Annotated in this window: 29 protein-coding genes and 1 pseudogene; 10 read left to right on the forward strand and 20 right to left on the reverse strand. The window is 63.7% G+C overall.

Annotated features, from left to right (window positions below; genetic code table 11):
* Window positions 1–25 precede the first annotated feature (25 nt).
* Both DDA93_RS02710 and DDA93_RS02715 read right to left on the reverse strand, forming a co-directional pair.
* On the reverse strand, window positions 26–670 hold the full coding sequence (locus DDA93_RS02710; RefSeq protein ID WP_024475625.1) for a DUF3105 domain-containing protein: 645 nt from the start codon (window positions 668–670) through the stop codon (window positions 26–28).
* 54 nt (window positions 671–724) lie between these two features.
* Complete coding sequence (locus tag DDA93_RS02715; protein ID WP_116778005.1) at window positions 725–1,360, reverse strand: DUF305 domain-containing protein; 636 nt, start codon at window positions 1,358–1,360, stop codon at window positions 725–727.
* A 161-nt stretch (window positions 1,361–1,521) separates the two neighbouring features.
* On the opposite strand from DDA93_RS02715, the gene DDA93_RS02720 reads away from it, so the two are divergent.
* The 3 genes and pseudogenes from DDA93_RS02720 to DDA93_RS02730 all read left to right on the forward strand — a co-directional run bounded on the left by DDA93_RS02720 (window position 1,522) and on the right by DDA93_RS02730 (window position 4,421).
* On the forward strand, window positions 1,522–1,833 hold the full coding sequence (locus tag DDA93_RS02720; protein ID WP_019482114.1) for a metal-sensitive transcriptional regulator: 312 nt from the start codon (window positions 1,522–1,524) through the stop codon (window positions 1,831–1,833).
* Window positions 1,834–1,862: 29 nt separating this feature from the next.
* Window positions 1,863–2,086, forward strand: a pseudogene (locus DDA93_RS02725) (cation transporter).
* Between the two features lie 55 nt (window positions 2,087–2,141).
* The gene (locus tag DDA93_RS02730; protein WP_116778007.1) at window positions 2,142–4,421 is read left to right on the forward strand and encodes a heavy metal translocating P-type ATPase; all 2,280 of its coding nucleotides are present in this window, start codon (window positions 2,142–2,144) and stop codon (window positions 4,419–4,421) included.
* An 18-nt stretch (window positions 4,422–4,439) separates the two neighbouring features.
* Here the strand turns inward: DDA93_RS02730 and DDA93_RS02735 are convergent, their stop codons facing one another.
* Window positions 4,440–5,408, reverse strand: a complete 969-nt coding sequence (locus DDA93_RS02735; protein WP_116778008.1) for an EamA family transporter — start codon at window positions 5,406–5,408, stop codon at window positions 4,440–4,442.
* Window positions 5,409–5,484: 76 nt separating this feature from the next.
* Here DDA93_RS02735 and DDA93_RS02740 point away from each other — a divergent pair, with 76 nt between their 5' ends.
* A complete protein-coding gene (locus DDA93_RS02740; RefSeq protein ID WP_019482110.1) occupies window positions 5,485–6,030 on the forward strand; it encodes a CGNR zinc finger domain-containing protein in 546 nt (181 codons plus the stop codon).
* A gap of 131 nt (window positions 6,031–6,161) precedes the next feature.
* On the opposite strand, the gene DDA93_RS02745 is transcribed toward DDA93_RS02740, so the two are convergent.
* The 3 genes from DDA93_RS02745 to DDA93_RS02755 all read right to left on the reverse strand — a co-directional run bounded on the left by DDA93_RS02745 (window position 6,162) and on the right by DDA93_RS02755 (window position 8,605).
* On the reverse strand, window positions 6,162–6,494 hold the full coding sequence (locus tag DDA93_RS02745) for a hypothetical protein (RefSeq protein WP_019482109.1): 333 nt from the start codon (window positions 6,492–6,494) through the stop codon (window positions 6,162–6,164).
* A 67-nt stretch (window positions 6,495–6,561) separates the two neighbouring features.
* Window positions 6,562–7,170: a hypothetical protein gene (locus DDA93_RS02750; RefSeq protein WP_019482108.1), complete on the reverse strand. Its 609-nt coding sequence runs from the start codon at window positions 7,168–7,170 to the stop codon at window positions 6,562–6,564.
* Window positions 7,171–7,267: 97 nt separating this feature from the next.
* Window positions 7,268–8,605 (reverse strand): MATE family efflux transporter, encoded by a 1,338-nt coding sequence (locus tag DDA93_RS02755; RefSeq protein ID WP_116778009.1) that lies wholly within the window; start codon window positions 8,603–8,605, stop codon window positions 7,268–7,270.
* 112 nt (window positions 8,606–8,717) lie between these two features.
* On the opposite strand from DDA93_RS02755, the gene DDA93_RS02760 reads away from it, so the two are divergent.
* Entirely contained in the window at window positions 8,718–8,954 is a 237-nt protein-coding gene (locus DDA93_RS02760; protein ID WP_019482106.1) for a hypothetical protein, read from the forward strand.
* On the opposite strand, the gene DDA93_RS02765 is transcribed toward DDA93_RS02760, so the two are convergent.
* Complete coding sequence (locus tag DDA93_RS02765; protein WP_019482105.1) at window positions 8,951–9,598, reverse strand: TetR/AcrR family transcriptional regulator; 648 nt, start codon at window positions 9,596–9,598, stop codon at window positions 8,951–8,953. The two genes, DDA93_RS02760 and DDA93_RS02765, sit on opposite strands and share 4 nt — an antisense overlap.
* A gap of 97 nt (window positions 9,599–9,695) precedes the next feature.
* The gene (locus DDA93_RS02770) at window positions 9,696–10,574 is read right to left on the reverse strand and encodes a DUF4031 domain-containing protein (RefSeq protein ID WP_019482104.1); all 879 of its coding nucleotides are present in this window, start codon (window positions 10,572–10,574) and stop codon (window positions 9,696–9,698) included.
* A 389-nt stretch (window positions 10,575–10,963) separates the two neighbouring features.
* On the opposite strand from DDA93_RS02770, the gene DDA93_RS02775 reads away from it, so the two are divergent.
* The 4 genes from DDA93_RS02775 (at window position 10,964) to DDA93_RS02790 (ending at window position 14,193) form a co-directional block, all read left to right on the forward strand.
* On the forward strand, window positions 10,964–12,052 hold the full coding sequence (locus DDA93_RS02775; RefSeq protein ID WP_116778010.1) for an exo-alpha-sialidase: 1,089 nt from the start codon (window positions 10,964–10,966) through the stop codon (window positions 12,050–12,052).
* A 21-nt stretch (window positions 12,053–12,073) separates the two neighbouring features.
* Complete coding sequence (locus tag DDA93_RS02780; RefSeq protein WP_243400493.1) at window positions 12,074–12,352, forward strand: MoaD/ThiS family protein; 279 nt, start codon at window positions 12,074–12,076, stop codon at window positions 12,350–12,352.
* Between the two features lie 12 nt (window positions 12,353–12,364).
* Window positions 12,365–12,715 carry a DUF1801 domain-containing protein gene (locus tag DDA93_RS02785; protein ID WP_116778012.1) on the forward strand — a complete coding sequence of 117 codons (351 nt, stop codon included), beginning with the start codon at window positions 12,365–12,367 and terminating at the stop codon, window positions 12,713–12,715.
* 83 nt (window positions 12,716–12,798) lie between these two features.
* Window positions 12,799–14,193, forward strand: a complete 1,395-nt coding sequence (locus DDA93_RS02790; protein ID WP_116778013.1) for a DUF2254 domain-containing protein — start codon at window positions 12,799–12,801, stop codon at window positions 14,191–14,193.
* Between the two features lie 22 nt (window positions 14,194–14,215).
* Here the strand turns inward: DDA93_RS02790 and dnaB are convergent, their stop codons facing one another.
* Complete coding sequence (gene dnaB, locus DDA93_RS02795; RefSeq protein ID WP_019482099.1) at window positions 14,216–15,598, reverse strand: replicative DNA helicase; 1,383 nt, start codon at window positions 15,596–15,598, stop codon at window positions 14,216–14,218.
* 901 nt (window positions 15,599–16,499) lie between these two features.
* Here dnaB and DDA93_RS02800 point away from each other — a divergent pair.
* Window positions 16,500–16,706 (forward strand): hypothetical protein, encoded by a 207-nt coding sequence (locus tag DDA93_RS02800; RefSeq protein WP_116778014.1) that lies wholly within the window; start codon window positions 16,500–16,502, stop codon window positions 16,704–16,706.
* A 16-nt stretch (window positions 16,707–16,722) separates the two neighbouring features.
* Here DDA93_RS02800 and rplI read toward each other — a convergent pair whose 3' ends face one another.
* The 11 genes from rplI to DDA93_RS02855 all read right to left on the reverse strand — a co-directional run bounded on the left by rplI (window position 16,723) and on the right by DDA93_RS02855 (window position 25,901).
* Window positions 16,723–17,172, reverse strand: coding sequence for a 50S ribosomal protein L9 (gene rplI, locus DDA93_RS02805; RefSeq protein WP_019482097.1), 450 nt, complete (start codon window positions 17,170–17,172; stop codon window positions 16,723–16,725).
* An 18-nt stretch (window positions 17,173–17,190) separates the two neighbouring features.
* Window positions 17,191–17,430, reverse strand: coding sequence for a 30S ribosomal protein S18 (gene rpsR, locus DDA93_RS02810; RefSeq protein ID WP_005273147.1), 240 nt, complete (start codon window positions 17,428–17,430; stop codon window positions 17,191–17,193).
* A gap of 109 nt (window positions 17,431–17,539) precedes the next feature.
* Window positions 17,540–18,124: a single-stranded DNA-binding protein gene (locus tag DDA93_RS02815; protein WP_019482096.1), complete on the reverse strand. Its 585-nt coding sequence runs from the start codon at window positions 18,122–18,124 to the stop codon at window positions 17,540–17,542.
* 64 nt (window positions 18,125–18,188) lie between these two features.
* Complete coding sequence (rpsF, locus tag DDA93_RS02820; RefSeq protein WP_019482095.1) at window positions 18,189–18,494, reverse strand: 30S ribosomal protein S6; 306 nt, start codon at window positions 18,492–18,494, stop codon at window positions 18,189–18,191.
* 184 nt (window positions 18,495–18,678) lie between these two features.
* Window positions 18,679–19,959, reverse strand: a complete 1,281-nt coding sequence (locus tag DDA93_RS02825; protein ID WP_019482094.1) for a M18 family aminopeptidase — start codon at window positions 19,957–19,959, stop codon at window positions 18,679–18,681.
* Window positions 19,960–19,978: 19 nt separating this feature from the next.
* Window positions 19,979–20,668 (reverse strand): response regulator transcription factor, encoded by a 690-nt coding sequence (locus tag DDA93_RS02830; RefSeq protein WP_026040984.1) that lies wholly within the window; start codon window positions 20,666–20,668, stop codon window positions 19,979–19,981.
* 37 nt (window positions 20,669–20,705) lie between these two features.
* Window positions 20,706–21,983: a sensor histidine kinase gene (locus DDA93_RS02835; protein ID WP_024475641.1), complete on the reverse strand. Its 1,278-nt coding sequence runs from the start codon at window positions 21,981–21,983 to the stop codon at window positions 20,706–20,708.
* A gap of 36 nt (window positions 21,984–22,019) precedes the next feature.
* Window positions 22,020–22,883: an ABC transporter permease subunit gene (locus tag DDA93_RS02840; protein WP_019482091.1), complete on the reverse strand. Its 864-nt coding sequence runs from the start codon at window positions 22,881–22,883 to the stop codon at window positions 22,020–22,022.
* Window positions 22,884–22,885: 2 nt separating this feature from the next.
* Complete coding sequence (locus DDA93_RS02845; protein WP_019482090.1) at window positions 22,886–23,833, reverse strand: ATP-binding cassette domain-containing protein; 948 nt, start codon at window positions 23,831–23,833, stop codon at window positions 22,886–22,888.
* Window positions 23,834–24,075: 242 nt separating this feature from the next.
* Window positions 24,076–24,912 (reverse strand): ABC transporter permease, encoded by an 837-nt coding sequence (locus DDA93_RS02850; RefSeq protein WP_019482089.1) that lies wholly within the window; start codon window positions 24,910–24,912, stop codon window positions 24,076–24,078.
* Window positions 24,909–25,901 carry a daunorubicin resistance protein DrrA family ABC transporter ATP-binding protein gene (locus DDA93_RS02855; RefSeq protein WP_019482088.1) on the reverse strand — a complete coding sequence of 331 codons (993 nt, stop codon included), beginning with the start codon at window positions 25,899–25,901 and terminating at the stop codon, window positions 24,909–24,911. Before DDA93_RS02855 ends, DDA93_RS02850 begins: the two co-directional genes overlap by 4 nt.
* Window positions 25,902–25,959: the final 58 nt, after the last annotated feature.

The following is a 25,959-nucleotide window of genomic DNA, read 5'->3' on the forward strand; positions in this document are numbered from 1 at the left end:
CCCGGCAGATTCGTTCCCGGCAACCCTAGGCCGAAGGGGTGATGCCACCGGAGCAGGCAGCGCCCGGCTCAAGGGTCTGCTCGCCCTGAATGTACCGCTCCAGGAAGACCGCGAGACGGTCGTCGTCGGCCGTGTCAACGCCGAGCTGTAGGCCCCAGGCACTCGCGGCAATGGGCGACTCCTGATCGGCGTAGGGGCTGAGCAGGACGTACCCACTGGACCCCACGAGGTCGGTCAGGGCATCAATTTCGTCCTGAGGCAGATCGGGCTGATAGGTGATCCATACGGCACCGTGCTCCATCGAGTGGACGGTGTTCTCGTTGGGAAGCTCCGAGGTGTAGACGCCGCAGTTGGTCCAGACGGCGTTGTGATCTCCGCCCACGGGTGGAGACTGCTCGTACTCAACAGGGGCGTCGACGTGGTTGTTCGTCAGGCCATCAAATTCCTGGAGGCCTTCGATGGGCTGGCTGGCGAGCGCTTCGATGCGTTGGTTCTCCTGCACCTGACCCACAATCACAATGGTTACCGCGACAATGATCGCCACGACCACCGCGCCGATGCCACCAAGGATCAAAGTGGTGCGCTTGCGGTCGCTGGCGCGCTGCTTGGACTGGATGGCAGCCAACCGCGCCTGGCGGTCGGCATTGTCCTGGGCTCGCTTCTTGTTCAACGCGTAAATCCTTTTTCCTTGAGTGTGTTTGAAACAAATGTACCGTCGGTGCTGCTAGAGCTTGTCCAGCATGTCTTCCATTGCAGTGATTTCGGCGACCTGGGCTACAGCCATCTTCTCGGCAGCACCTTTCACCCGGGGCTCCTGGGCAAGTTCCGCGCCTGCCTGCGCCATCTCGGCGCCTGCCTCATGGTGGGTGATCATCAGCGTCAGGAAAATCCGCTCTGCCTCGACTCCCGAAGCATCAGCAAGTTCCTGCAGCTGCTCGGCGGTAGCCATCCCAGGCATCAGGCCGTTCGGCTCCAACATGCTTCCACCGGTGTGATGATCCATTGACCCTGCCATCCAGGCCATATTGGGCGCGGAGGAACTTTGGGGCAGCCCCCACTCTTCCAGCCAGGCATACATCTGACCGATCTGGTGCTGCTGCGTCATCGCAATGTCATACGCAATGGTGCGCACCACCTCGTCATCGGTCCGGTCTCGCACCAACCGCGACATCTCGACCGCCTGGGTGTGATGAATCTGCATGTCGCGGGCAAAACCAGCATCGGCGCTGGTGCCGGACGGATGGTCGGTGCCGGTACCGATCTGGCCAGCAACAAAAGCAAGGACAAATAGCGAGACCAGCAGCGCTCCGGCCAGAACAATGAGCAGGCGCTTCTGCCAGGTCTCGAGGTGCAGGGTCATCTATCTTTTTTCCTTGTTTTCCAGGTGCTGGCGGTGGTTCCTTCTTCTCTAACGTATTGCATCAGGCTCGACGTTCCCTGAACGAACATGAAGATACCCCCCTAGGGTACTTGAAATATACCGGTAGGGGGTATATGTTCGATGAAGAACGAGGAGGACCAATGAGTGACACCACCATCGAACACGGCTATACAGCGGACAAGGACGCCTATCTTCGGCGCCTGAGGCGGATCGAGGGCCAGGTCCGCGGGATCGCCCGGATGATCGAGGAAGACAAGTACTGCATTGACGTCCTCACCCAGGTGTCGGCGATCAACAAGGCCCTCCATGCGGTCAGCATGGGGCTCCTTGAGGAGCATATTGCCCATTGCGTGGTGGGCGCCGCCAACGAGTCCCAACTCACGGGCAACCCCGAAATTGTCCAGGAAAAAGTCCAGGAAGCCTCGGCAGCGATCAGTCGCCTGCTGAGGTAGCAAACCCCCAACACCCAAGGAGTACACCCATGAGCACCACCACCGTCAGCATTTCAGGCATGACCTGCGGCCACTGCGTTGATTCGGTCAGCGAAGAAATCAGCGCCCTCGACGGCGTCCAGAGCGTCACCGTCGACCTCAACAAGGGTGGCGTCTCCACCGCCACCGTGACCTCCGACGGCGACCTCGACCCCGACCAGATCGGCGAAGCGGTAGCCGAAGCGGCTACCTCGTTGTCGCCAACGACGCCTAGGCTCAACAGCGCCTAACTCCAGCAGTTCGACTTACTAGCATCACCAAGGACCCCCATGAGCACCGATCAGCTGTCCACCTCTCCACCGACCAGGATTGTCGAACTCGATATCCAGGGCATGACCTGCGCGTCCTGTGTGGGACGGGTGGAGCGCAAACTCGGGAAGCTTGAAGGAGTCCAGGCGAGTGTGAATCTGCCGCTGGAGTCCGCCACCGTCACAGTCCCCGAGAACATATCGGATCAGGACATCGTGGACACGGTCCATGCGACCGGGTACACCGCCCAACTGAAGCGGCCGGCCCACAGCTCCCCTGGCGACCCAGCACTGGACGGCACGGACCCGGTGCACTCCGATCACGTGTCACACGGGGGGACCGCCGCGCAATTGCGGCCGCGGCTAATTGTTGCGGCGCTGCTCACGGTGCCGGTCGCCGTCATTTCCATGGTGCCCGCGGCGCAGTTCCCGCACTGGGGGTGGCTGGTTTTCGCTCTCACCCTGCCCGTGGTCACCTGGTCTGCCTGGTCATTCCACCGGGCGGCCGCCATCAACGCCCGCCATCTCTCTTCCACAATGGACACCCTGGTCTCGATCGGCGTCACGGCCGCGTTCCTCTTCTCGGCCTGGCAGCTCCTGGCCGACCCCTCGATCACCGAACACGCCGGTATGGCCATGAGTGATCACGCCCTGTACTTCGAGGTGGCGGCCGTCGTCGTCACTTTCCTGCTGCTGGGCCGCTACCTGGAAGCGAACGCCAAGCAGCGCGCAGGGGAGGCCCTCAAAGCGCTCCTCAGCCTCGGAGCCAAGGAGGCGACAGTGCTCCGCGATCAGGATGGGCGTCGCGTGGAGGTCAAAGTGCCCGCCGACTCCCTCGTGCACGGCGACCAGTTCGTTGTGCGGCCCGGAGAGAAAATCGCCACCGACGGCGTCGTGATCGATGGGGCGAGTGCTGTTGACACCTCGCTGATCACGGGCGAGTCAATGCCGGTGGATGTCGGTGTTGACGACGTCGTCACCGGCGCCACCATCAACACTTCGGGACGCCTGATTATCCGGGCCACCCGGGTAGGCAGCGAAACCACCCTCGCCCAAATGGGACGGCTGGTCAGCCAGGCGCAAAGCGGCAAGGCACCGATTGCCCGCCTGGCGGACCGGATCAGCGCCGTATTCGTGCCGATTGTGTTGGTTATTGCCGTCCTGACCTTTGTCGGGTGGATGGTCCTTACCGGCGACCTTCAATCGGCTTTCACTGCCGCGGTCGCCGTCCTTGTGATCGCCTGCCCGTGTGCGCTTGGCCTGGCCACACCGACGGCCCTGCTGACCGGTTCGGGTCGCGGCGCCCAGCTGGGCATCCTGATTCGCGGCCCTCAGGTCCTGGAAGACACCCGGACCGTCGACACCATCGTGCTGGACAAGACCGGCACCGTCACCACGGGCAAACTGGCCGTGACCGACGTCGTCGTGCTTGGGGCACTCGACCGCACGCGTGTCCTGGCCCTGGCTGGCGCCGTCGAGGCGGCCAGCGAGCACCCGATTGCCCAGGCGATCGCGGCTGTTGCCCCTGGGCATCCTTCGGTGACGGGGTTCAGCAGTTCAGCGGGCGGCGGAGTCCGGGGCACCGTCGACGACGGCGGACGGGAGGTCACGGTGGTTGCTGGGCGCTCGGGCTGGTTGGAGGAGAACGGCGTCGTCATCAGCGAGGAGCATCTGGCCGAACTGCAGAACCAGCAGGATGCAGGTTCCACCGCCATCTGGGTGGCAGTGGACGGCCGCGTCGCCGGGCTGGTGTCCCTGAAGGATACGGTCAAGGAATCGTCGGCGGCCGCCATCACACGGCTCAAGGAACTGGGTCTCCGGCCCATCCTGCTGACCGGCGACAACGCTGCAGTTGCCCGGAGGGTGGCCGAGCAGGTCGGCATTGCCCCCGACGACGTCCTCGCCGGGATACTGCCCGAGGGGAAGGTCCAGGCGATCCAGAAACTTCAGGCCGAGGGGGCCACGGTGGCCATGGCCGGCGACGGAGTCAACGACGCCGCAGCGCTGGCCCAGGCCGATCTTGGCATCGCGATGGGCTCCGGCACTGACGTGGCTATCGAGGCAGCCGACCTGACCGTGATGGGGAACAGCCTGGAGCAGGTGGCCCAGGCCATCGAGCTCTCACGGATCACCCTGCGCACCATCAAGACCAACCTGTTCTGGGCTTTCTTCTACAACACCATTGGAATCCCGGTGGCGGCCCTCGGCTTCCTCAACCCCATGGTCGCCGGCGCGGCGATGGCCGCGAGTTCGGTGCTGGTAGTGGCCAACTCGCTCCGGCTGCGCAGGTTCGGCAAGTAACGGTCGGCGGGGATGGTTCTAGGGCAGCGGAACAGGTTCGACGTCGTTCGCCCGCTCCAGGGGCTGGATCCCATCAGCTGGCGTGCGTAGCTCATCGATGCGAACCATCACCACTCCGCCGACAATCAGCAGACCGCCCAGCAGCTGGATGGGTCCCGGCAGCTCACCGAGCATCAGCCAGGACGCGAGCACCGCAAACATCACCTCGGTGAGCCCCACAAAGGAAGCCACCTTCGAGCCGAGCTGACGGGCGGCAAGGATCCCGGTGAAGTAGGACACCACGGTCGAGATCAGGACCAGGCCGAAGACGGGGACCAGCCAGCTCGTCTCCCAACCAGCCAGTGTCACATCCCGAAATTCAAAGGTGAACGGCATGATGCCCACCAGCCCCATGACCCCGATCGCCACGGCGCCCACCACCATGCCGCCCCCTGCCATCACCAGCGGCGGCAGGCCGTCGTCGGCCTTGGCTGACATGAGGAAGAAGACCGCCAGGCAGACCGCCGCCGCAAGCCCGTAAATGACTCCAATCGGGTCCAGCCGCTCGTCCGAGGTGAGATCCAGCACCAGGAGCAAACCCAGCATCGCCGTCACCGAACCAGCGGCGGTGAGGCGGCGTGGTGCCCGGCGGCTTCGCGCCCACAGCCATCCGACAATCAGTATCGGCGCCAGGTATTCCAGCAACAGGGATACGCCCACTGACATCCGCTGCACAGCGTTGAAATAGAAGAACTGGCAGAGCGCGATGGCAGTGACACCGTAGATGATGAGGGTCAGTGCACTGCCGCGAAGTGCGGTCCAGCGCCCGCGGAGCGCAAACAGGACCGGAATCAGCAAGACCAGGGCGGCACCACCAATGCGCACACCGACGGCAGCGCCGGGGCTCCAGCCGATTTCCAGCAGCGATTTGGCAAACGGCCCGGACACGCCGAATGCCGCCGCCGAGATGACCGCCCACCACAGACCCGCCGCTGCGCCGTTTTTCATGCTGAACCTCATTAGTGTCATGACCAAAAGTTGATTATGGTAGTGACAGTAGACCCCAACAATGTCAGGAGTCAATGTGACCTTTGCTAATGACACAGAGGTTGCGTTGATCTCTGCGGCAGCGCTCATCAACACGGGCAAGGAGGAAACCGACCAGCTGACAACACTGGCGGACCTCGACCGATTCCTGGCGGAACAGGACTTCTCCGGCTCGCGCGCCCATACTGCCAACGAGTTGGCTGCGGTGGTGCAGCTCAGGGCAGAGCTGGAGGAGGTATGGACGTCAACGGAGGACGACGCCGTCGCGCACGTCAACCGGATGCTGAGCGACGCCCGCGCCCTTCCCCAACTGGTACGTCATGATCACTGGGACTGGCACCTGCATGCCACCGGGCCCGAGGCTCCGCTGGAGGACCGAATGGCAACCGAAGCGGCGATGGCGCTGGTCGATGTCATCCGGACCCACGAAATGGAGCGGCTACGGATCTGCGCGGCCGACGACTGCAGCGCCGTGGTGCTGGACCTGAGCCGAAACCGCTCGAAACGGTACTGCGACACCGGAAATTGCGCGAATCGCGCCCACGTCAAGGCCTACCGGGCCCGAAAATCGGCTACGGGATAACCCCTCGGGGCCAGAAAAGTCCCGCACCCGCATACCAGTGGTTGCCCAACAGCGCACCTGCAGTGCCACCACTTTTCTAGGCTTGGGCGCCTCAGTGCAGCGCAACCGGAACGACGGGCCAGCGGGCAGGGTCAGCGAGGGCTGTCCGGGCCGCCGCGCGGCGTCCCTTTGATGTTTCCGTCCTTATCGAGGTTGCCTGCGCCGCCCTGGATTTTCGACGATGACCGATTGATGCCGGTTCCCTTGCCCAGGTGATCAGCGTTGGGCTTCTCCGTCATCAGGAGCAGCGCACAGACCACCAGCGCCGCAATGAACGCGATACCGGCAGCGGTGAGGCCGATATCAACCCTGAGTTCCCTCGTTCCACCACCGGTGGAGACAACCATCGCGACGATACCGGCCACCGCCCCGAGGACAGCAGAGAAGATGAGAGGGCCTTTGACACCCTTGACCGATTTGGACACTGTTACTCCTTGAGAAATTGCCGCCACACATTCTTCTACGAAGGGTAGAAAGACTGCCGTGTCTAGTTTACGCGGTTGACGGGGACGCCTTATCCGCGTGACGTACATCATGCCGGAAGCCGAACGACGCGATCGCCAGAACGACAGCGATGATGATCGCCCCGCCTCCCGTGACGCCGAGCAGCGCGTGCGCCCCAGCGTCCTGGAAAAGCGGAAGCAACAATCCCGAGGTCATTCCCACTGCACCGACCACGATGAGATCTTTCCCAACGACGTTGAAGCGGCGTTGGCGGATTCCCACAAACAGGTCAACAGCCCCGGAAATCACCAGAACGAGCGCAACAACCTGGGCAAACATCGCATCGGTATGAACCCACAGGTTGAGCACGCCACCCACCAGGAGGAACCCCGGCCCGATCCCGGCCACCCACCGGTCGCCGCTGGTCTTCACCCCGGCAGCCCGCTCCAACCAGGCCGCCGAAACTGCGAGCGCCAACAGGTACAGTCCACCGGCCACTGACGCGACATGAACCGATGGTTGAACCCAGAAAATCGTCAGGGCCCCGAAGGCCGCGGACACAATCGCGCGAAAGAGCAACGGCCGCCAGACCGCCGCCGCTTGATCGAGCGGAGTGCGTGGCGGTTGGACCGTCGCATCCTGGGGTGCGGCACCCATTGCGGAGACCTCCGGTAGACACAGGGCTGATCACTTCAGTCCAGAAGTCCTAGTTTATCCCCGAGTGGACCCCATAAAGTCTGTCGGGGACCCATGCCTAGTGGGCGCCGGTTACCATCCAACGGTCGTTGCGGACCCGCCAGGCCAGGGTCAGGGCACGAGCAGCCATGTACCCCACACCGAACGCCACCCACAGCCAGACGATACCGGCGGGTCCGGTCAATTCGGCGTTGAAGACCCAGATCAGCAGCGGCAGGTAGAGCAAAAGATTGACGACGCCGGCGATCGCCAGATACTTCGCGTCTCCGGCTCCGATCAGCACCCCGTCAAGCACAAACACCAGCCCACAGATGGGTTGTGACGCGGCGAGGACAAAGAGCCCCGCCGCGAGCGCCGACTGGACTGACTCGTCAGTGGTGAAGATCCACCCGACAAACGGCGCGGCCACCGCAAGGAGCGCACCGGTAATGACCCCAAATCCCAACCCCCAGCCGATCATTCTGCGGGTCAACGCGTGCGCGAGCGGCTTGTCGCCGGCACCCAGTTCCTTGCCGATCAGGGCCTGCGCAGCGATGGCGATCGCATCGAGCGCAAACGCAAGGAAGATGAAGATGGTCATCACTAGCTGATGTGCGGCGAGGGAAACCGACCCCTGCGCCGTCGCGACGTAGACCGTGGCGAGGATTGCCGCCCGCAGGCTCATGGTGCGCAACATGAGCCACGAGCCGACCCGCGCCGTCGCCCGTAGTCCAAGCCAGGACAGGCGCAGCGGGACCCGGTTCTTTCGGGACAGCCGGTAGACGATGGTCAGGTACACGGCGGCCATCCCCCACTGCGTGATGCTGGTCCCGAGCGCCGACCCGGCGACCGAGAGCCCCAGCCCGTACACCAGGAGGAAATTGAGGCCGATATTCACCGTGAAACCGATGCCCGCCACCAGCAGCGGCGTTTTGGTGTCCTGCAGGCCACGGAGCACGCCGGTTGCCGCGAGCACCACCAGCATCGCGGTCAGGCCAGGCATCGAATACCGCAGGTAGTCGACGGCGAAGTCATGCACCTGCCCCTCGGCGCCCATCAGAGAGGACAGCCCGGGCGCCAGCACCCAGCCCGCGGTGGACAACACCATGCCCAGCACCAGCGCCAGTCCAATCCCGTCCCGGCCCGCTGCCACCGCATCCTGCATCCGCCCCGCGCCCAGGAACCGTGCGACGGCGGGCGTGGTCGAGTAGGCGAGGAAGACCATCAGCCCGACCGCGGTGTGCAGCACGGTGGACGCCAGCCCAACGCCCGCAAGTTCGTCGACACCCAGGTGCCCCACAATGGCTGAATCGGCCAACAGGAACAACGGCTCCGCGATGAGCGCACCCAACGCTGGCACGGCAAGGTGAAGGATCCGGCGGCTCAGCTCGCGGGTGTCAGGCAGTGCGGTGGTCACAGTGCCACCTTAATGCCTTGCTCCGAACCGTCTCCTACCCGAGTGGAAGCGGTCAAGGGACGTTGGTCGGCTAGGCTTAATGCCGGGGCACGACGGCGCACAGGAGAGTTCAATGCAAAAACAGGTCTGGTTCTTCATCGGCGGTCTGGTGGCCTTCTTCCTGAGCACTCTCTTCATCCCGCAGGGCATCTCCGATTTCGCCAGGGCCGCTGCGCTCAATGAGGCGGTGCCCGCAGGTGCCGGGCTGAACCTCGGGATCGGTGCGCTCCTGATCGCGATAGCGATCGCCTCTCTTGCGACCGGCTATGTCGTCCGCCGCAAACACCACTCCAGCCTCGACCAGGACTAGATCCCCTTCTCCACCATTTCCAGCAGGCGCCCCGCGGCACTCAACCGCTGATCGGCGTCCAACCCGCGCAGCGGGCCGTCGATCACCAGCATGGCCAGCCCATGCACCGCCGACCAGGCAACAAATTCCGCACCCGGCCGCCGGTCAACCGGCAACACCCCGGCGTCAACGAGCGCATCCAGGGCGTCGGACAGCAGCTGGAACGGGGTCCTGCCGTGCGGCCCGGCAGAGTCTTCAATCGCGGCGTCCCGCAGGTCGATATGGTTGGCGAATGCGGTTCTGAACAACCCCGGCTCGGTTTGGGCGAAGCGCAGGTACCCGGCCCCGACCGCGCGTAGTTTCGCGCGCGCGAGCCCGACATTGCCGAGACGAGCGCCGTCGTCGTCGTCGATCGCTGACTGCTCCTCCTCCATAGCTGCCGCCAGTCTCGACTGTGCGGCAAGGGATACAGCCCACAACAGCGCGCTCTTGTCAGCAAAGTGCCGATAGGCGGCGTTCGGGGTCACACCGGCGCGGCGGGTCACCTCCCGAAGGACGACGGCGTCGGGTCCACCCTCACGCGCCAGTTCGGTTCCCGCTGCGATCAGCGCCCGCCGCAAGTCACCGTGCCGGTACGTGGTGCGCGGATTCGACTGCTGGGTCACAGGCCCTCAACCTAACTTCGGACAGATAAAAGTAAACAGTGTCAACAATTGTGGCACGAGGCATCAACCGTCCTGCAGCGAAACCCCGGAGGAAGGATCAGGACCGCAGCTCGTTCAGCAGATTGGCGCGAGCGGCTTCCAGCCACAGTCGTTGCGCCGGGACGGTGCGGAACAGTCGGTCCATGGCGAGGAGCCGCCGCACGACGTCGCTGCGGCCGACAGTGAAGTCGTGGTCCGACACATGGGCATATTCCTGGCGTACCGCCGCGACATACTGCCCGTATTGGTGCTCCGGCCTCCCCAGGACGGCCAGATCCGCGTCGCACAGCAGCTCGCCAGCGCGGTCGCCGGGTATCGGGTCGTGTGACGCGGTCAGGTGCACCAGTCTGGCCACCTCCGCCACCTCAGCTGCCGGCACAACCCCTGACAGCCAATCCTGGGCCAAGGCAGCAGACGCTCGCTCGTCCGCTCCGGCGGCGCCCTCGTAGACGGCATCGTGAAACCACGCGCCAAGCCGGACCCGGCGGCGCAGGTGCTCGTCGTCGGACGGCAGGAAAATCACATCGAGCGCCTCCAGCACCTCGAGGAGATGGGAGGGTGTGTGGTAGCGGCGATGCGCCTCGGACCATCGGCCCAGCAGGCTCTCACCCAACTGTGGAGCCTGCGGCGCCACCGCACCCCACCGCACCAGCAGGGCACGCCGTAACCTCGGCGCGCGCTGCCGGGCCGGGATGCGCAAACCACTGGAGATCAGGATCCGGGTCAGGGTTCCGCAATCCACCTCCCTCGCCCCCAAGGCCACGAGTGTGCGGTAGCGGCGGGCCGGAACATCGTAGTGATCGCCGTCGAAGGCCCGTTCGGCAATCCCGGCGACGGCAGCAAAAGCGTGAAGCTCGGCGACGGAGGTATCCGAGATCAGGTGGGAAAATTCGGTCCCGTGGGCCGGCCATAGCGGGGGGTCTATGAAGATGGCCATTGCTCCAGCTTACCGGGGGCAGCGCGGGCCACTCAGGGCCTTTTCACGATCCGCTGACCCGTAGTGGCCCTACCCTTCAGTGTGTTTGTTTTCGTCGGCACCCTCGGGGCTGGCTGCCCGGCGTGGACCCGGACGCGGGTCGGGATGCGCCTTTCTCCTACCTGCCACCGCTTCTCCCGGCAACCATCGCGGGCAGCGCCGGGACGCGGTGATCATCGCCGTCGACTACGCCTGGTCGATGGCAATCTACGAACGGAAGTCGGTGCGCTGACCCAAGCCTGCCACGTCGCCGACGACGACGCGGCGTCCGATCGGCCTATGTACAGGACACGGCGCCTATGCCATTGTTTACAGTGTTCACATCAGTTACCCACTGAACCGAGGACCCCATGACAACAACTCTCCTGGCCATCGGCACGAAGAAGGGCCTCTGGCTTGCGACCAGCACCGACCGGCTGACCTGGACGCTCTCCGACCCACACTTTTTGATGCAGGAGGTGGCGAGCGTGGGCATCGATACCCGTGAGGGCCGAACCCGGGTCATGGCGGGCGTGCTGTCCTACCACTGGGGCCCGACGGTGGTCTACTCCGACGATCTCGGCGCCACCTGGTCTGAACCCGAACACGGTGCCATCAAGTTCGCGGCGGACGACGACGCTGCCGTCGAACGGATCTGGCAGCTCCATCCCGATTCCGCCGACCGCCCGGGAGTGGTTTGGGCCGGTTGCCAGCCCATCTCGGTGTGGAAGTCGACCGACTACGGCGAGCACTTCGAACTGAATCGCGGCTTATGGGATCACCCTCACCGCCCCGAATGGGGTGCCGGTTTCGGTGGCGCCGCAGCGCACTCGGTGGCTCCGAGCCCGGTCGACGACACAGTCCACGTGGCGATGAGCACTGGCGGGGTGTATCGCTCCGACGACGGTGGAACGTCCTGGACGCCGCGGAACAAGGGCATTTCGGCATACTTCATGCCCGACCCCAACCCCGAATTCGGTCAGTGCGTGCACAAGATAGCCCGCGACGCGGTGGAGCCCACGAGACTGTATGCGCAGAACCACCACGGGGTCTATCGGTCGGACGACAGCGCCGAAACCTGGGAATCAATTGCCGAGGGCCTGCCCGCGGACTTCGGATTTGTGATGCTCGCGCATCCGCATCGTGCTGGAACGGCGTGGGTGATCCCGCTGAAGGCCGACGGCGAACGCATCCCGCCAGCTGCCAGGCTCGCAGTGCACCGCACCGACGACGCCGGATCCTCCTGGACGCGGCTGGACCAGGGGTTACCGGAGAAGGAATATAACGCGGTACTGCGGGACGCCGCCGGCGTGGACACGCTGGACCCGGTGGGCGTGTACTTCGGCACCCGGGGCGGCACCGTGTACGCGAGCGCCGACGAGGGCGCAACGTTCACCGAAGTGGTCTCCCACCTGCCCGACGTCCTGTGTGTCCGCGCCTCAGCTGTCGTCGGCTCCTAGGTGGGCGCCACCTCGGGAGGTGTGACGGTCCTGATTCCGACCCTCTTGCGGCCCTTGATCGGCGACCGGTCATCGGTGCCTGTCGCCGTTGAATCGCCGGTCCCCCTCGCTCAGCTACTCGACACCCTGCACGAGGGTTATCCGGTGTTCGCCCGGCGCATTCGTGACGAGACGGGCGCCCTGCGCCGGTACGTCAACGTGTACGTCGATGGTGAGGACGTGCGGCGCCTGGCGGGGCTTTCGACACCAGTCCCGCCAGGCGCCGAGGTGATGATCATCCAGTCCGTGGCCGGCGGCTAGCCGGATACACCGATGGATTCACTTGATGAGGCAGTGGCGGCGTTGGGTCAACCCGAGCGTGAGTGCCTGGAACGGCTTATCGCTCTCGCTCGCGCAGCGGCACCCGACGCCGTCGCCGGGGTGAGCTACGGAATACCCGTATTGAAAGTCGGGGGCAAACCGCTGATCGGTGTCACGGCCAGCGCCCGGCACCTTGCGGTCCACCCCTTCTCACCGGCAGTAGTCGACCAGGTCCGGGGAAGGCTCGGCGACTATTCACTTTCCACCGGCACGATCAGGTTCACGCCGGAACACCCCCTTCCTGCGACGGTAGTTGTTGAGATTGTGCGGGCACGGCGAGCTGAGATCACGGGTTCCGCCTAATTTGGGGTTGCTCACGGTAATCCACGGCGGCCTGGTCTACGCTTTGCAGGTACCTGTAACACCAACAAGGAGCCCTACCGCCGATGGCTATGACTTCAGGCCCAACCAGCCGGATCGGCGATAAGTTTCGCGCTGCGGGCGATGCCCTGCGCACGCAGCTCTGGCCGCTGCCGGTCTTTGCCGTACTGGTGGCAATCGGACTGGGCGTGTGGCTCCCTCTCCTGGATGCCGCGATTGGCGAGGACATGCCGTCGGCGGTTTCCTATCTCCTCATCAACGGTGGTCCCGATGCTGGCCGTGCCATCCTTGAGGCGACGGCCGGTTCGCTGATCACTGCGACGTCATTGACCTTCTCCCTGACGGTCGTAACGCTGCAACTGGCCAGCAGCCAGTTTTCTCCGCGGCTCCTGAGAACCTTCACCGGGGACCGGGTGGTGCACGCGACGTTGGCCCTGTTCCTGGGCACCTTCGCCTATGCGCTGACCGTCCTGCGGACAGTTCGTTCCGGTGAGGACGGCGAGGAAGCGTTTGTCCCACACATTGCGGTGACTTTCGCCTTCCTGCTTGCGATTGCCAGCGTCATCGGGCTGGTGTTTTTCCTGGCCCATCTGGCCCGGGAGATCAGAGTGGAAACCATTATGCGTAAGGTCCACGGCGAAACGGCGGCGACCGTTGAACGGGTATTCCCCGATCGACGGGGTTCAGCAAGCCCGGTGCTGCCGGTAGCGCCAGACTCCGCGGCCCTGATAGTCGCGGCGAAGTCCGGGTTCCTGACCGGGGTTGATGAGGAACGGATCCTTGCCGCAGCGGTGAAGCACCATGCGATCGTGAGAGTTGATTGCCGCGTCGGTTCGTCCCTTGTGAAAGGCGTACCCATGGCCGTCGGCTGGGCGCGCAGCGGGGAGCCGAGTATGGATGATGAGGCACTGAAGGCATTCCGCCACGACGTGGTAGCCGCTTTCAACTACGGATTCGAACGGACCGCGGTGCAGGATGTCGCCTTCGGGTTCCGACAGCTTATTGATGTAGCGGCCAAGGCGCTATCGCCCGGCATCAACGACCCAACAACCGCGATCCACGTACTTGGGCACACTTCAGCGTTGTTGTGTGATCTCACGCAACGGGAGCTGGGAGAGCGCGTACTGCGCGACGACGACGGGTTGGTTCGGGTCATTCTCCACCGCCCCGACTTCGCCGCGTTCCTGAACATCACCCTCGACCAGCCAGTGCTTTACGGGAGTTCCGACCCGGCGGTGGTCGATCGGGTCCTGAGTCTGCTGCAGGAGGTCGCCTGGCACGCGGCTGATGAGGACAAGTCGGCGGTCCGCGAACAGCTACAGCGAGTCGCTGCAGCTATCCGGCAGGAATCGCACCCGCCAGCAGTGCAGGAACACCTGCAGGGCCGGCTGGACGAGGTGAATCAGGCCCTTGACGGCGTCTGGTCACCACGCGGCCCGGTGGCAGGCGGCCGGGTCTGATCACCAGGGTCCGGTAATCCGGTCAGAACCCGCCGCCGCCACCGTCCACAGCCATGTTGTTGAACCGGGAATAGTGGCCCTGAAACCCGACCACTATGGTTTTGGTGGGGCCGTTACGGTGCTTGGCGACGATCACGTCCGCCTCACCGGCCCGGGGGGATTCCTTGTCGTAGACGTCATCGCGATGCAGGAGGATCACCATGTCGGCGTCCTGCTCGATCGAACCACTCTCGCGAAGGTCGGAAACCATCGGGCGCTTGTCGGTGCGCTGCTCGGAGCCACGGTTCAGCTGGGAGAGCGCCACCACCGGTACGTTCAGCTCCTTGGCAAGCAGCTTCAGCGCGCGGGAGAACTCGGAGACCTCTTGCTGACGCGACTCGACCCGCTTGCCCGATGACATCAGCTGCAGATAGTCGAGGACCACCAGTTTCAGGTCATGGCGCTGCTTCAGCCGCCGGCACTTCGCCCTGATTTCCATCAGGGACATATTGGGGCTGTCATCGATGAAGAGCGGCGCATCGTTCATCCGCCCCATGGTGGTGGCGATCTTGCCCCACTGTTCGTCCTTGATCGTGCCCTTGCGCAGGTCCTGCAGCCCGATGGTGGCTTCGGCTGACAACAGGCGCATGGCAATCTCGTTGCGCCCCATTTCCAGGGAAAAGAAGACGGTGGTCATGTTGTGCTTGATCGCTGCGGAGCGAGCCCAATCCAGGGCGAAGGTCGACTTACCCATCGCAGGCCGCGCCGCCACCACAATCATCTGTCCGCCATGGAGTCCCTGGGTTAGTTCATCCAGTTCAAAAAAGCCGGTCGGGACCCCGGTCATACCCTCACCGCGGTGTCCGGCCGATTCAATCTCGTCGACGGTGCTTTCGATGATGTCTTTCAGCGCGACATAGTCCTCGGCACTTCGCCGCTCGGCCACCGCATACACCTCGGCCTGGGCGGCGTTGACAATGTCATCCACCTCGCCGTCGTTGGAGTAACCCAGCTGCACAATTTTGGTCCCGGCATTCACGAGCCGCCGCAGCACTGCGCGTTCCCGCACAATCTCCGCGTAGAATCCGGCGTTCGCGGCCGTCGGGACTGACTGGATCAGCGTGTGAAGGTAGGCGGGTCCTCCGATGCGGGAAATTTCGCCGCGTTTTGTCAGCTCATCGGAGACGGTGACGGCGTCGGCGGGTTCCCCGCGGCCATAGAGATCAATCACGGCCTCGTAGATGCTTTCGTGGGCCGGACGATAGAAGTCCACCCCGCGCAGTACCTCGACGCAGTCGGCGATGGCGTCCTTGGACAGCATCATTCCGCCGAGAACTGACTGCTCAGCAACCAGGTCCTGAGGCGGGGTTCTGGTGAACTCCGGGGACCGGGTGTCCTCTGATGAATCAACGCGCGTGAGGGACACCGCTGCACTCTCTCTTCCAGTTACCTACCCCGGGAACCACTCCGACGGATCGTCGGGGGTGGTCGTATCCGGTCTGATAACTGAGTCTTATCACCCGGTACGGACAGTTTTAGCGTCTGGGATACTCCGCAACGGTAGTGCCGAAGCACCATCCTGCCAAGCGAGTAATCCACAGGCCCTGTGGATTGACTGTGGATTACGCGGCGTGTCTTGTGCACAGGATGGGGACAACAGTGTGGATAACTAAATACTTATCCACCCAATATGTCTCTGACAAGGCCAAACACCCTCCCGCACCTGTGGAGTAAATGTTTCAGTCACCCAACGTTCATCCCCTACTTGCGTGTTGACAGATGCGCTCACAGCGCCTACGGGGCGAGTTATTCACCAGCTATCCACAGCTTTGTGGGTTGCCAGTGTGAGTCGGACCACAGTTAAAACGACGTCCCACTGGCCTATATACCGGTCGCCGCACCCGAATGCCGCGCTCCCACCTGAGATATGACCTTTCCGGCATACTTCCACCAGCGATGTACCCCGAGCGGTGCGATACTTTGAAATGGACACCACCCCGGGGTGAAGGGAACAGGTCGATGGAACTACAGCTGATCAGCGCCGTGCTGCTCGCAGCGCTCCTCCTGACCGGCGGGTTGATCAGTTACGTGGGTCGCCGTGATCGAGGGGCGGACCCGGCCTCCGGCCCGGCGCCCGGATCGTCTGGTGAATCGCACCGCCGTCGGGCTAACATTGACTATCCCGCGCCGCGGCCGGGGACTGGGCAACGGACCGCATCACTTCCTACCGATTCGAAAACCCGCCAGGCTCACGACGCGCCAGGCTCCACCCGACGGTCGTCGCCGCCCCGCTGGGGCCCGGGCAGTCGGGGAATGAGGATGACGGCGTGCTGGCTACCCGGCAGGCTCTCGCTGCCAACCAGGCGGCCATGGGCGATCCACGCGTCAGCACCCTGGACCGGGTGCAGGCGCTGATGAGCAGCCCCGCCTTCGCCCTGCACCTGCAGGGCCTGGGGCTGGAACAGGCCGGTGGGCCGACCGAGGACGACAAAAGGGACCCCCGCGGTAAGCGGGAGCCCCTGGAGCCGTCCTGAATGATGTGCGCCGGAACTAGCTGGCGACAACGTTCAGGTCGATAACTGCTGCGACATCGTCATGCAGGCGGACGTTCGCCTGGTAGGTGCCAACCGACTTGATGTGGGCGGGCAGTTCTACCTTGCGCTTGTCGATGGTGCCAAGGCCTGCGGCCTCGACTGCCTTCGCAACGTCGTCAGCCTTGACGGTGCCGAACAGACGTCCGGACTCACCGGCCTTCACGGTCAGCTTGACCGGCTTGGCGGAGAGAGCAGCTGCCTGCTTCTGGGCGTCCTCGAGCGTGGAGTGCTCGCGAGCGAGGCGGGCAGCCTTGATCGACTCGACCTGCTTCTCGCCGCCCTTGGTCCAGGTGAGGGCGAAGCCGCGGGGCAGAAGAAAGTTACGTGCGTAACCGTTCTTTACCTCGACAATGTCGCCTGCAGCACCAAGACCGGTTACTTCATGGGTCAAAATGAGCTTTGCCATTGGGTTGGGTTCCTTTCCTTAACCGCGGCCTGCGCCGGAGTACGGCAGGAGGGCAACTTCACGGGCATTCTTGATTGCCTGCGCAATTTTGCGCTGCTCCTGAACGGTGACGCCGGTAACGCGGCGTGCACGGATCTTTCCGCGGTCGGAAATGAACTTACGCAGCAAGGCTACGTCCTTGTAGTCGATGACGGTGACGTCAGCGGCCTTCAAGGGATTGGACTTTGGTTTGGGCTTACGAAGTTCAGCCTTTGCCATCGTGGTGCTCCTTATGTCTGGTGGAGCCCGCAGAACGATTCTGCGGGATGGGAACTACTTGGCGGGTGGCCGCTGCCAACAGCGGAGCGGTCCTGCCGGTAAAGAAGGGTTAGAAGGGAGGCTCGGACGAATCCGGGCCGTTGCCCCAACCGGAGGAGTTACCTCCGGAGGAGTTGCCCCCAGCGGGTGCGCCCCATGGGTCATCAGCTGGCTGTTGCGCCTGCTGACCACCCTGCTGGCCGCCGCCCCAACCTGAGTTGGAGTTGTTTCCGCCGCCACTGTTCCCGCCGCTGTTGCCGCCGAAACCACCACCGCCACCACCGCCTGAGCGCTGGGTGCGGGTGACCTTGGCTGACGCGTAGCGCAGGGATGGACCAATCTCGTCCACCTCAAGTTCCATGACGGTGCGCTTTTCGCCTTCTTTGGTGTCGTACGAGCGTGACTTGAGGCGGCCCTGAGCGACGACGCGGGTTCCCTTGGTCAGGGTCTCCGCAACGTTCTCTGCCGCTTCACGCCATACCGACGCACGGAGGAACAGCGTTTCGCCGTCCTTCCACTCGTTGGACTGGCGGTCGAAGGTCCGCGGCGTCGACGCAATGGTGAAATTTGCCACTGCTGAGCCTGACGGGGTGAAACGAAGTTCGGGATCGCTGGTGAGATTACCGACGACCGTAATTAGTGTCTCGCCTGCCATGGTGCCTCCTACTGTCACAGCCCACTGTGGTGGGCCTGTCCTAATCTGTGAAGCTAAGCCGAAATTATTCGGCTGAAACCTTCTGCTCCTCGGGACGGATGATCTTGGTACGCATGATCGTCTCGTTGAGGCTCAGCTGGCGGTCAAGCTCGGCAGCGATTGCTGGAGTGGCGGTGAAGTTGACTACAGCGTAGAAACCCTCAGCCTTTTTCTTGATTTCGTAGGCCAGGCGACGACGTCCCCACAGGTCTACCTTGTCTACGGTGCCGCCGCCGTTGCGGACGACATTCAGGAACTTCTCGAGCGAAGGCTCAACGGTACGTTCCTCGACATCGGGGTCGATGATTACCATCAATTCATATGCACGCATTTGTGAACCCACCTCCTCTGGGCTAAACGGTCACGGTCTTTCCGTAACAGGAGGTTCTATTTGCGTTGGCCTGCCTGACACCTGATTCCCAGTTCGGGCCGGTGCCAGCGCAGACTTACCAATGTTACCGGAGATTCGCCGGCCCACCGAACCGCGTGTGGATAACCGGTCCCCGGCTTCGTCGCTACCTGATGGAGGTGAAGAACAGTTCGGTGGCTGTGGCCAGGTGGTGCGGATCTTCAACGCCGCACAGTTCCCGGGCGGAGTGCATGGACAACAGTGGGGTCCCGACGTCGATCGTCCGGATCCCGAGCCGGGTGGCGGTCAGCGGACCAATGGTTGAGCCGCAGGGCATCACGTTGTTGGAGACAAACTCCTGATACGGTACCCGCGCTTCGCGGCACAGCCGGGCCCAATATGCGGCGCCTGGGGCGTCGGTGGTGTAACGCTGGTTGGCGTTGATTTTCAGCAGCGGGCCACCACCGAGGATGGGGCGGTTCACGGGATCGTGGCGTTCGGCATAGTTGGGGTGCACCGCGTGACCGGCATCCGCTGAAACGCAGAACGAGGCGGCCAGCGCGCGCCGGCGTTCCTCGGACTCCGCTCCCAGCCCACCCGAAATGCGGTGCAGTACATCCTCAAGGAAGGGCCCACTCGCCCCGGAGCGGGAGGCGCTGCCCACCTCCTCGTGGTCAAAGGCGGCGAGAACGGCGATCGGCCCATCCGGCGCCGCTGTGGCACCCGCCGCGATCAGGGCAACCAGTCCGGCGTGCACCGAGGAAAGGTTATCCAGCCGACCGGCGGCGAAGAACGCACCGTCCGCCCCGAAGACGCTGCCTGGCTGGGTGTCCGCGACGACGACGTCGTAGCCGCCAACGTTCACCGGGGCAATCCCTGCTGAGTCGGCCAGAAGCTCGAGGAGGTCGGCGTCGCGTGGGTCGCCAACTCCCCAGACCGGATTCATATGCTGTTGCTTGTCCAGCGCGAGTCCGTCGTTGACTGCCCGATCGAGGTGGATCGCGAGTTGGGGGAACCGCAGCAGGGGGGCCGTGGACACCAGGTGCTCGACGCCGTCGTGGGTGACGAGCCTGCCCGCGAGCGCCAGCTCGCGATCCAGCCAGGAGTTGAGCAGCGGGCCACCGTAGACTTCGACGCCCGCCTGAAGCCAGCCGTGCCGACCGGTGGTGGGCTTGGGTTTCAGTTTGAAGCCCGGCGAATCGGTGTGGGCGCCCAGGATGCGGAACCCAGTGACGGGGGTGGCTTTGGCCGGGGTTACCCAGGCGATCAGGGCACCATCACGGACCACCAGGAATTTGCCCTCCCGTGCTGTCCACGCGTCGGCTTCCTGCAACCGGACAAACCCGGCGGCCTCCAGCCGGGCTGCGCCCTCAGCTGCGGCGTGGAAGCTGGAGGGTGAGGCACCAATGTAGGCGCCGAGATCGGTGATGTGCTGGAGGGCGGTCATGGAAGTGAGCCTACCAAGCTCAGTAGTCCTGTCCCTGGCTGGGGACCACCAGACCCGACTCGTAGGCGTACACAACTGCCTGCACCCGGTCCCTGAGGTGAAGCTTGGTGAAAATCCGCCGCACATGGGTTTTCACGGTGGCTTCGGAGAGAAAGAACTTGTGGGCCAGTTCCGCATTGGAGAGTCCCTCGGCGATGGCCTCCAAAACCTCCCGTTCACGGGGGGTCAGGTCCTCCAGCAATGGATCGACGGGCCGTGGAGTCGCAAGGGGTGGCAGCGATCGCACGTAGGTTTCAAGGAGGCGGCGGGTCACCCGCGGAGCGACAACCGCGTCTCCGCTGGCAACCACCCGGACGGCATTCACCAGCTCATCGGGTCCCACATCCTTCAGGAGGAAAGCAGACGCTCCAGCCTGGAGGCCTGCGAAGGCGTACTCGTCCAGGTCAAAGGTGGTCAGGATGATGATGCGTGAACACGATCCAGACTGGGTGATCAGGCGGGTTGCCTCGATCCCGTCCATGATCGGCATTCTGACGTCCATCAACACGACGTCCGGCTTCAGGGCGGCCGCCATCCGCGCTCCTTCGGCGCCGTTGGACGCTTCACCGACGATGACCACCCCGTCCTCACCCTCGAGGATGAGCCGGAACCCCATCCGCAGCAGCGGCTGGTCGTCAACCAGTAGGACCCTGATGGTCTCCCCGGCCAGCGTTTCGGGCACGGCTGTCTCGTTGAGCGCTAACCCCTCAGGCACTTCGGACACTTGGTGCTCCCCTGTTGGTGGATTGTTGCTCCTCGGGGATGACCAGTCGAGCGTCCACGACCCAGCCACCGTCCGGGCCCGGACCGCAATCAACCGTCCCCGAATAGATGGCGGCGCGCTCCTGCATTCCAGCGATCCCCTGCCCGGAACCCACCGACACCACCGGCCCCATACTGCCGCGGCCGTCGTCGGACACCCTCACCCGGACCAGGGTTCCGGTGCGCGCAATAGCTACATCAACAGTCGTGACGCTCTTGCCGTACCGCAGGACGTTGGTCAGGGATTCCTGAATAATCCGGTAGATGGTCAGCTGGAAGGCTGGGTCCTCGGGCAATCCCGGACCCGAGAGTCCCAGTCGGATGGAGAGTCCCGCCGCCCGGAAGCCGTCAAGCAGTGTGGAAAGCGAGCCGGCCGCTGGGAGGGGTTCGCGGGGTGCGGCGTCGGGGTTTTCCCGCAGGACGCCGAGCACCCGGCGCATGTCGGCCAGGGCCGTGCGTCCGCTGGTCGAGAGCTCATCGAGGACCTCTCGGGCACGGTCCTGGTCCCGCTTCATCACGACGGCGGCGCCGTCGGAGAGGGCGATCATCACCGACAGGGAGTGCGCGACGACGTCGTGCATCTCCCGGGCAATGCGGTTGCGCTCGGTGGCGGACGCCAGTTCGGCGTTGCGGATGGCCCAGTCGCGGAGGGCTGTTTCATGCTCCCGATCCTTCCGGGTGGTAACCCCAAATCCGACGGCAAGGAAATACCACATGAGGACAAAGCCGGTCACGATCCAGATGAGGTATGGCGCCTCATCGACAAACAGTGCGTCGACAAACCAGAGGGGGGTGATCGTCAGCAGTGCTGCTCCGGCGAGCGCCCAGAGGGCGCTGCGGAAGGGATGCTGGACGGCCACAGCGTACAGAGCAAACCAGACGCCAAACCCGACACTCGCCTCACCGTCGGAGGCCATGAGGCTCGCCCATTCGAGTGCCATCAAAATGCCAAGGACAATCAGTGGGCGGTCCCGGCGCCAGAAGAGGACGATCCCTGCTGCAACGACGGGGATCAAGGCCAACCATCGATCGGCCAGCACGGTTCCGACGATCGCCTGTGGCAGGCTCGCGGCGAGGTAGAGGACTACTATCAGCGCGTCGGTTACCCGCGGGTGGCTCCTGAAATAGCGCCGGAACGGGCCTAGCCGTCGTGCATTGAGCTCAGTGAAGGAGGCGGCGGCCGTTCGCTCCGCCGCCCCCTCCACCGAGGCTTTTTCACTCATTGAGTGAGCCTATCGATCCGCTGTTGACCCGCTGGGTTACACGTCCCGCTTCTTGGTGACCAGCAAGGAGGCAACCAGCAGTACGAGGGCCCAGGCGCCCAGTACCAGCGCGCCCTGCCACTGGTTCAGTGCGCCGTCGGCGATGGTAATGGCCACCATCTGCTCCCCCGCGCTGCTGGGAAGGAAACGAGCAGCGTCGGGAACCCAGTCGGCGATCCCTGCCAGCAACGTGGCTACCAGGATTGGCAGGATCAGGAGTAGGCCGATCGTGGTGACCACGCCTCCGGCCGTGTTGCGCAGTAGGGTACCAATCGACATCGCGATGATAGCCATTAGGGCGAGCACCGAACCGGTGTTGATGATGTGCATCAGCACCCCCTCGTCACCGAGTCCGAATTCGAGTTCCGACGGGGTCAGGATAGGTTGTGCGATGAGGTAGCTGACCAGGGCTGAGCCGGCGCCAACAACGAAGGCCACCACTGCGAACACGGCCTGCTTGGCGAGGAGTGCTGGAATACGTTTTGGCACTGCCACCATCGTGGAGCGGATCATCCCGGTGCCCCATTCAGACGCGATCAGGACGACTCCCAGCGACCCAATCAGCAGTTGGCCAAAGATCAGTCCCGAACCCGGGATGGTGTTGGTAATGGAGGTGGCGTCCGGGGCGCCCTGCATCTGGGCGGCCATCTCCGGGTCTCCCTGTAGATCGAGCAAAACCGTCGTTTGCCACGCAAAGAGAGCTGCCAGACCAATCATCACGATGACCGTGATCGACAGCATGATCACGGTGGAGGGCACCGTGATCAACTTGATCCATTCGGACTTCAGGATCCGCATGAAGTTCACGCCACTACCCTGGGTGGTGCCGCGCGTAGGCGCTGCGACTGCTGTGTGAGACATGGCTAGTTTCCTTCCCCGACGCCGGCGGCCTGGGTTGCCTGCGGGAGATCGGCCGAGTGGTATTCGACCGAATCGTTGGTGAGCTGCATGTACGCCTCTTCAAGGGACGCCTGCAGCGGTGTGAGCTCGTAGACCAGCACCCGGTTGTCCAGGGCGGTGCGGGCGATCCGGTGAGAGTCGGCGCCGGTGATCTCGAGCATCTCGGGCTCCAGCTGCTTCGAGGTCACACCGTCACCGGCAAGCGCCCGGATGAGTTCGCTTGGGTTGTCGGTGCGTACCCGGGTGCGCGCCTGTCCCTGATCCGAGATGATTTGCTCGATGGGGGCGTCGGCAATAATCCGTCCGCGGCCAATCACAATCAGGTGGTCGGCGGTCAATGCCATCTCCGACATCAAGTGGGAGGACAGGAAAACTGTGCGCCCTTCAGCGGCGAGCCCCTTGGCAAGGTGGCGCACCCACTGGACGCCCTCGGGGTCCAGTCCGTTGACTGGCTCATCGAGGATGACAGTGTGGGGATCACCCAGGAGCGCTGCGGCGATGCCGAGGCGCTGGCCCATGCCGAGGGAGAAGCCGCCGACCCGCTTCTTGGCAACGGGGCCCAGCCCGGTCATTTCGATGACTTCCTTGACCCTGCTATTGGGGATGCCGTGGGTCGCTGCCATGGCTCGCAGGTGGTTGTAGGCGCTGCGCTTGGTGTGGACTGCTTTCGCGTCCAGGAGGGCGCCGACCTCGCGGAGGGGCGCCCGGTGCTCGGCGTAACGCCGGCCGTTGACTGTCACGTTGCCGGAGGATGGGTTATCCAACCCGACGATCATCCGCATCGTGGTGGACTTGCCGGCGCCATTGGGGCCGAGGAAGCCGGTGACCTTACCGGGGTGGACCGTGAATGACACGTTATCCACTGCTGTCTTGGAGCCATAGCGCTTCGCCAGGCCTTGTGCCTCAATCATGGCTGCGTCCTTAAGATTGCTGTGGTGCCCACGGTGCTGGGCCTACCTCTACCCTACGGATTGTCCCTCGCCCGGTCGCCGCTCCTTGGGATGATGTTTGGCGGCCTTCGCCTACACCTTTCGGATGAGTAGGCTGCGTGCCCCCGAACCTCCTGACGCAGAAACGGCCCCCGGGGTCAGGAGTGCCGGGTGCAACCGGCGAACCTGACCCCAAGAGCCGTTTCTGGGTATCCGACGTGGGTCTACCGTGAGCTGATGGACTCAAACTTCCTGATGCAGAGCGGCACGAAGATGAGCAGCATCAGCGCGATCCCCACGAAGATCGTGATGAACGGGTTCTGAAGGGTCCACGCCGTGGGTTCCGGGAAGTCCGGATTGGTGTTGCCGAACAACTGCCGGGCCGATTCGACCAGGGCCGAAACCGGATTCCACTCGGCGATGTTCTTCAGCACCTCGGGCATGGTGTGGATTGGCACGAAAGCGTTGGAGATGAAGGTCAGCGGGAACAGGATCATGAAGGACGCGTTATTGATGACCTCCGGGCTCCTGACGCTCATACCCAGCAACGCCATCACCCAGCTGAAGGAGTAGCTGAACAGCAGCAGGATGGCCACGCCGCCCAGGAATCCCCAGACGGAGGTGGTGACGCGCCAGCCGACGATCCAGCCGGTGCCCATCATGATCAGCATCGAAATACTGTTGATGACCAGGTCCCCGTTGGTGCGACCAATCAGCACCGCCGCGGGGTTCATCGGCAGGGTGCGGAACCGGTCAATGATGCCGTCCTTGAGGTCCTGGGCCATAGCGGCGCCGGAGAAGGTCGACCCGAAGATCACCGTCTGGGCGAAGATTCCAGCCATCAGGAAGTTGGTGTAGTCGGAGACGTTCATTGCCCCGCCGTAGACCTGGCTGAACAGCAACACGAACATGATCGGCTGCAGGATAGTGAAGACCAGGATCTCCGGCACCCGTTTGATCTTGATCAGGTTCCGGCGGGTCGCGATCCATCCATCCGAGAGGAGCTGCCCCGCGGGGGTGCCGACACTCTCGTAGGTCGTCTGCTTGGTGAGGACACTCATTTGGCTTGCTCCATTTCGGATTTCTCGGTGTCCTGCTCATTTTCCGCGGTGTGGCCGGTGAGCTTGAGGAACACATCATCGAGGGTGGGGCGGCGCATACCGGCGTCGTGCAACCCGACGTTGGCCTGCCCCAGGTCCGCGAGGATGTATTGCAACGCGCGTGGTCCTTCGGTGACAGCAACCTCGACGCTGCGCCGGTCACTGGAAACCCTTGCCTCACCCTCGCCATGGCGGGCAAGGATCTCACTGGCCGCGCCGGCATCGGACTCGTCGACGAGGGCCACCACCACGCGATGCCCGCCAATTCGGGCTTTCAGTTGGTCGGAGGTGCCCTCAGCTATCACCTTGCCGCCGTCGATCACCGCGATGTCGTCGGCCAGGTGGTCTGCCTCCTCAAGATACTGGGTGGTGAGCAGCAACGTAGTGCCGTCATGGACCAGGTTCTTGATGATCTGCCACAGGGCCAGCCGGCTCCGCGGGTCAAGGCCCGTGGTGGGCTCGTCAAGGAACAGGATCTTCGGGTTGATGACGAGCGCCCCGGCAAGGTCGATCCTGCGGCGCATACCGCCGGAAAAACCCTTCACCGGGCGGTTGCCGGCCTCGGTGAGCTCGAACTGGTCGATCAGCTCCTGGGCACGACGCCTCGCCGTCTTGGCTCCGAGATGGTAAAGACGGCCCACCATTTCCAGGTTTTCAAACCCGGTCAGGTTCTCGTCAACTGCCGCATACTGTCCGGATGCCCCGATGATCCGACGGGCTGCCCGGGGGTTCGAGAGCACATCGATGCCGTCAACGAACGCCGTGCCCTCCGTGGGCTGGATCAGCGTTGTCAAGACCTTCACAACGGTGGTCTTGCCCGCACCGTTGGGACCGAGCAGCGCCTTGACGGTGCCCTGGGGCACCAGCAAGTCCAACCCGTCCAGCGCGTGAACGGGGCCACTCTTCGATTTGTAGGTCTTTTTCAGACCTCTGGCCTCAATAATTGTCATGCGTCCAATCTTAAGGTTCGGAGCAGCCCGCAGGTAATCATTGAGGACAGTTTTTGTC

The sequence above is a fragment of the Arthrobacter sp. Bz4 genome, from assembly GCF_003075455.1.
Taxonomy (GTDB): domain Bacteria; phylum Actinomycetota; class Actinomycetes; order Actinomycetales; family Micrococcaceae; genus Arthrobacter_D.

Bases quoted from the DNA above. Each gene is read 5' to 3' on its own strand.
- DDA93_RS02715 (WP_116778005.1), bottom strand. From the start codon at position 1,360: ATGACCCTGCACCTCGAGACCTGGCAGAAGCGCCTGCTCATTGTTCTG.
- DDA93_RS02720 (WP_019482114.1), top strand. From the start codon at position 1,522: ATGAGTGACACCACCATCGAACACGGCTATACAGCGGACAAGGACGCC.
- DDA93_RS02730 (WP_116778007.1), top strand. From the start codon at position 2,142: ATGAGCACCGATCAGCTGTCCACCTCTCCACCGACCAGGATTGTCGAA.
- DDA93_RS02735 (WP_116778008.1), bottom strand. From the start codon at position 5,408: ATGAAAAACGGCGCAGCGGCGGGTCTGTGGTGGGCGGTCATCTCGGCG.
- DDA93_RS02750 (WP_019482108.1), bottom strand. From the start codon at position 7,170: ATGGGTGCCGCACCCCAGGATGCGACGGTCCAACCGCCACGCACTCCG.
- DDA93_RS02760 (WP_019482106.1), top strand. From the start codon at position 8,718: ATGCAAAAACAGGTCTGGTTCTTCATCGGCGGTCTGGTGGCCTTCTTC.
- DDA93_RS02770 (WP_019482104.1), bottom strand. From the start codon at position 10,574: ATGGCCATCTTCATAGACCCCCCGCTATGGCCGGCCCACGGGACCGAA.
- DDA93_RS02775 (WP_116778010.1), top strand. From the start codon at position 10,964: ATGACAACAACTCTCCTGGCCATCGGCACGAAGAAGGGCCTCTGGCTT.
- DDA93_RS02785 (WP_116778012.1), top strand. From the start codon at position 12,365: ATGGATTCACTTGATGAGGCAGTGGCGGCGTTGGGTCAACCCGAGCGT.
- DDA93_RS02790 (WP_116778013.1), top strand. From the start codon at position 12,799: ATGGCTATGACTTCAGGCCCAACCAGCCGGATCGGCGATAAGTTTCGC.
- rplI (WP_019482097.1), bottom strand. From the start codon at position 17,172: ATGGCAAAGCTCATTTTGACCCATGAAGTAACCGGTCTTGGTGCTGCA.
- rpsR (WP_005273147.1), bottom strand. From the start codon at position 17,430: ATGGCAAAGGCTGAACTTCGTAAGCCCAAACCAAAGTCCAATCCCTTG.
- DDA93_RS02815 (WP_019482096.1), bottom strand. From the start codon at position 18,124: ATGGCAGGCGAGACACTAATTACGGTCGTCGGTAATCTCACCAGCGAT.
- rpsF (WP_019482095.1), bottom strand. From the start codon at position 18,494: ATGCGTGCATATGAATTGATGGTAATCATCGACCCCGATGTCGAGGAA.
- DDA93_RS02825 (WP_019482094.1), bottom strand. From the start codon at position 19,959: ATGACCGCCCTCCAGCACATCACCGATCTCGGCGCCTACATTGGTGCC.
- DDA93_RS02835 (WP_024475641.1), bottom strand. From the start codon at position 21,983: ATGAGTGAAAAAGCCTCGGTGGAGGGGGCGGCGGAGCGAACGGCCGCC.
- DDA93_RS02840 (WP_019482091.1), bottom strand. From the start codon at position 22,883: ATGTCTCACACAGCAGTCGCAGCGCCTACGCGCGGCACCACCCAGGGT.
- DDA93_RS02845 (WP_019482090.1), bottom strand. From the start codon at position 23,833: ATGATTGAGGCACAAGGCCTGGCGAAGCGCTATGGCTCCAAGACAGCA.
- DDA93_RS02850 (WP_019482089.1), bottom strand. From the start codon at position 24,912: ATGAGTGTCCTCACCAAGCAGACGACCTACGAGAGTGTCGGCACCCCC.
- DDA93_RS02855 (WP_019482088.1), bottom strand. From the start codon at position 25,901: ATGACAATTATTGAGGCCAGAGGTCTGAAAAAGACCTACAAATCGAAG.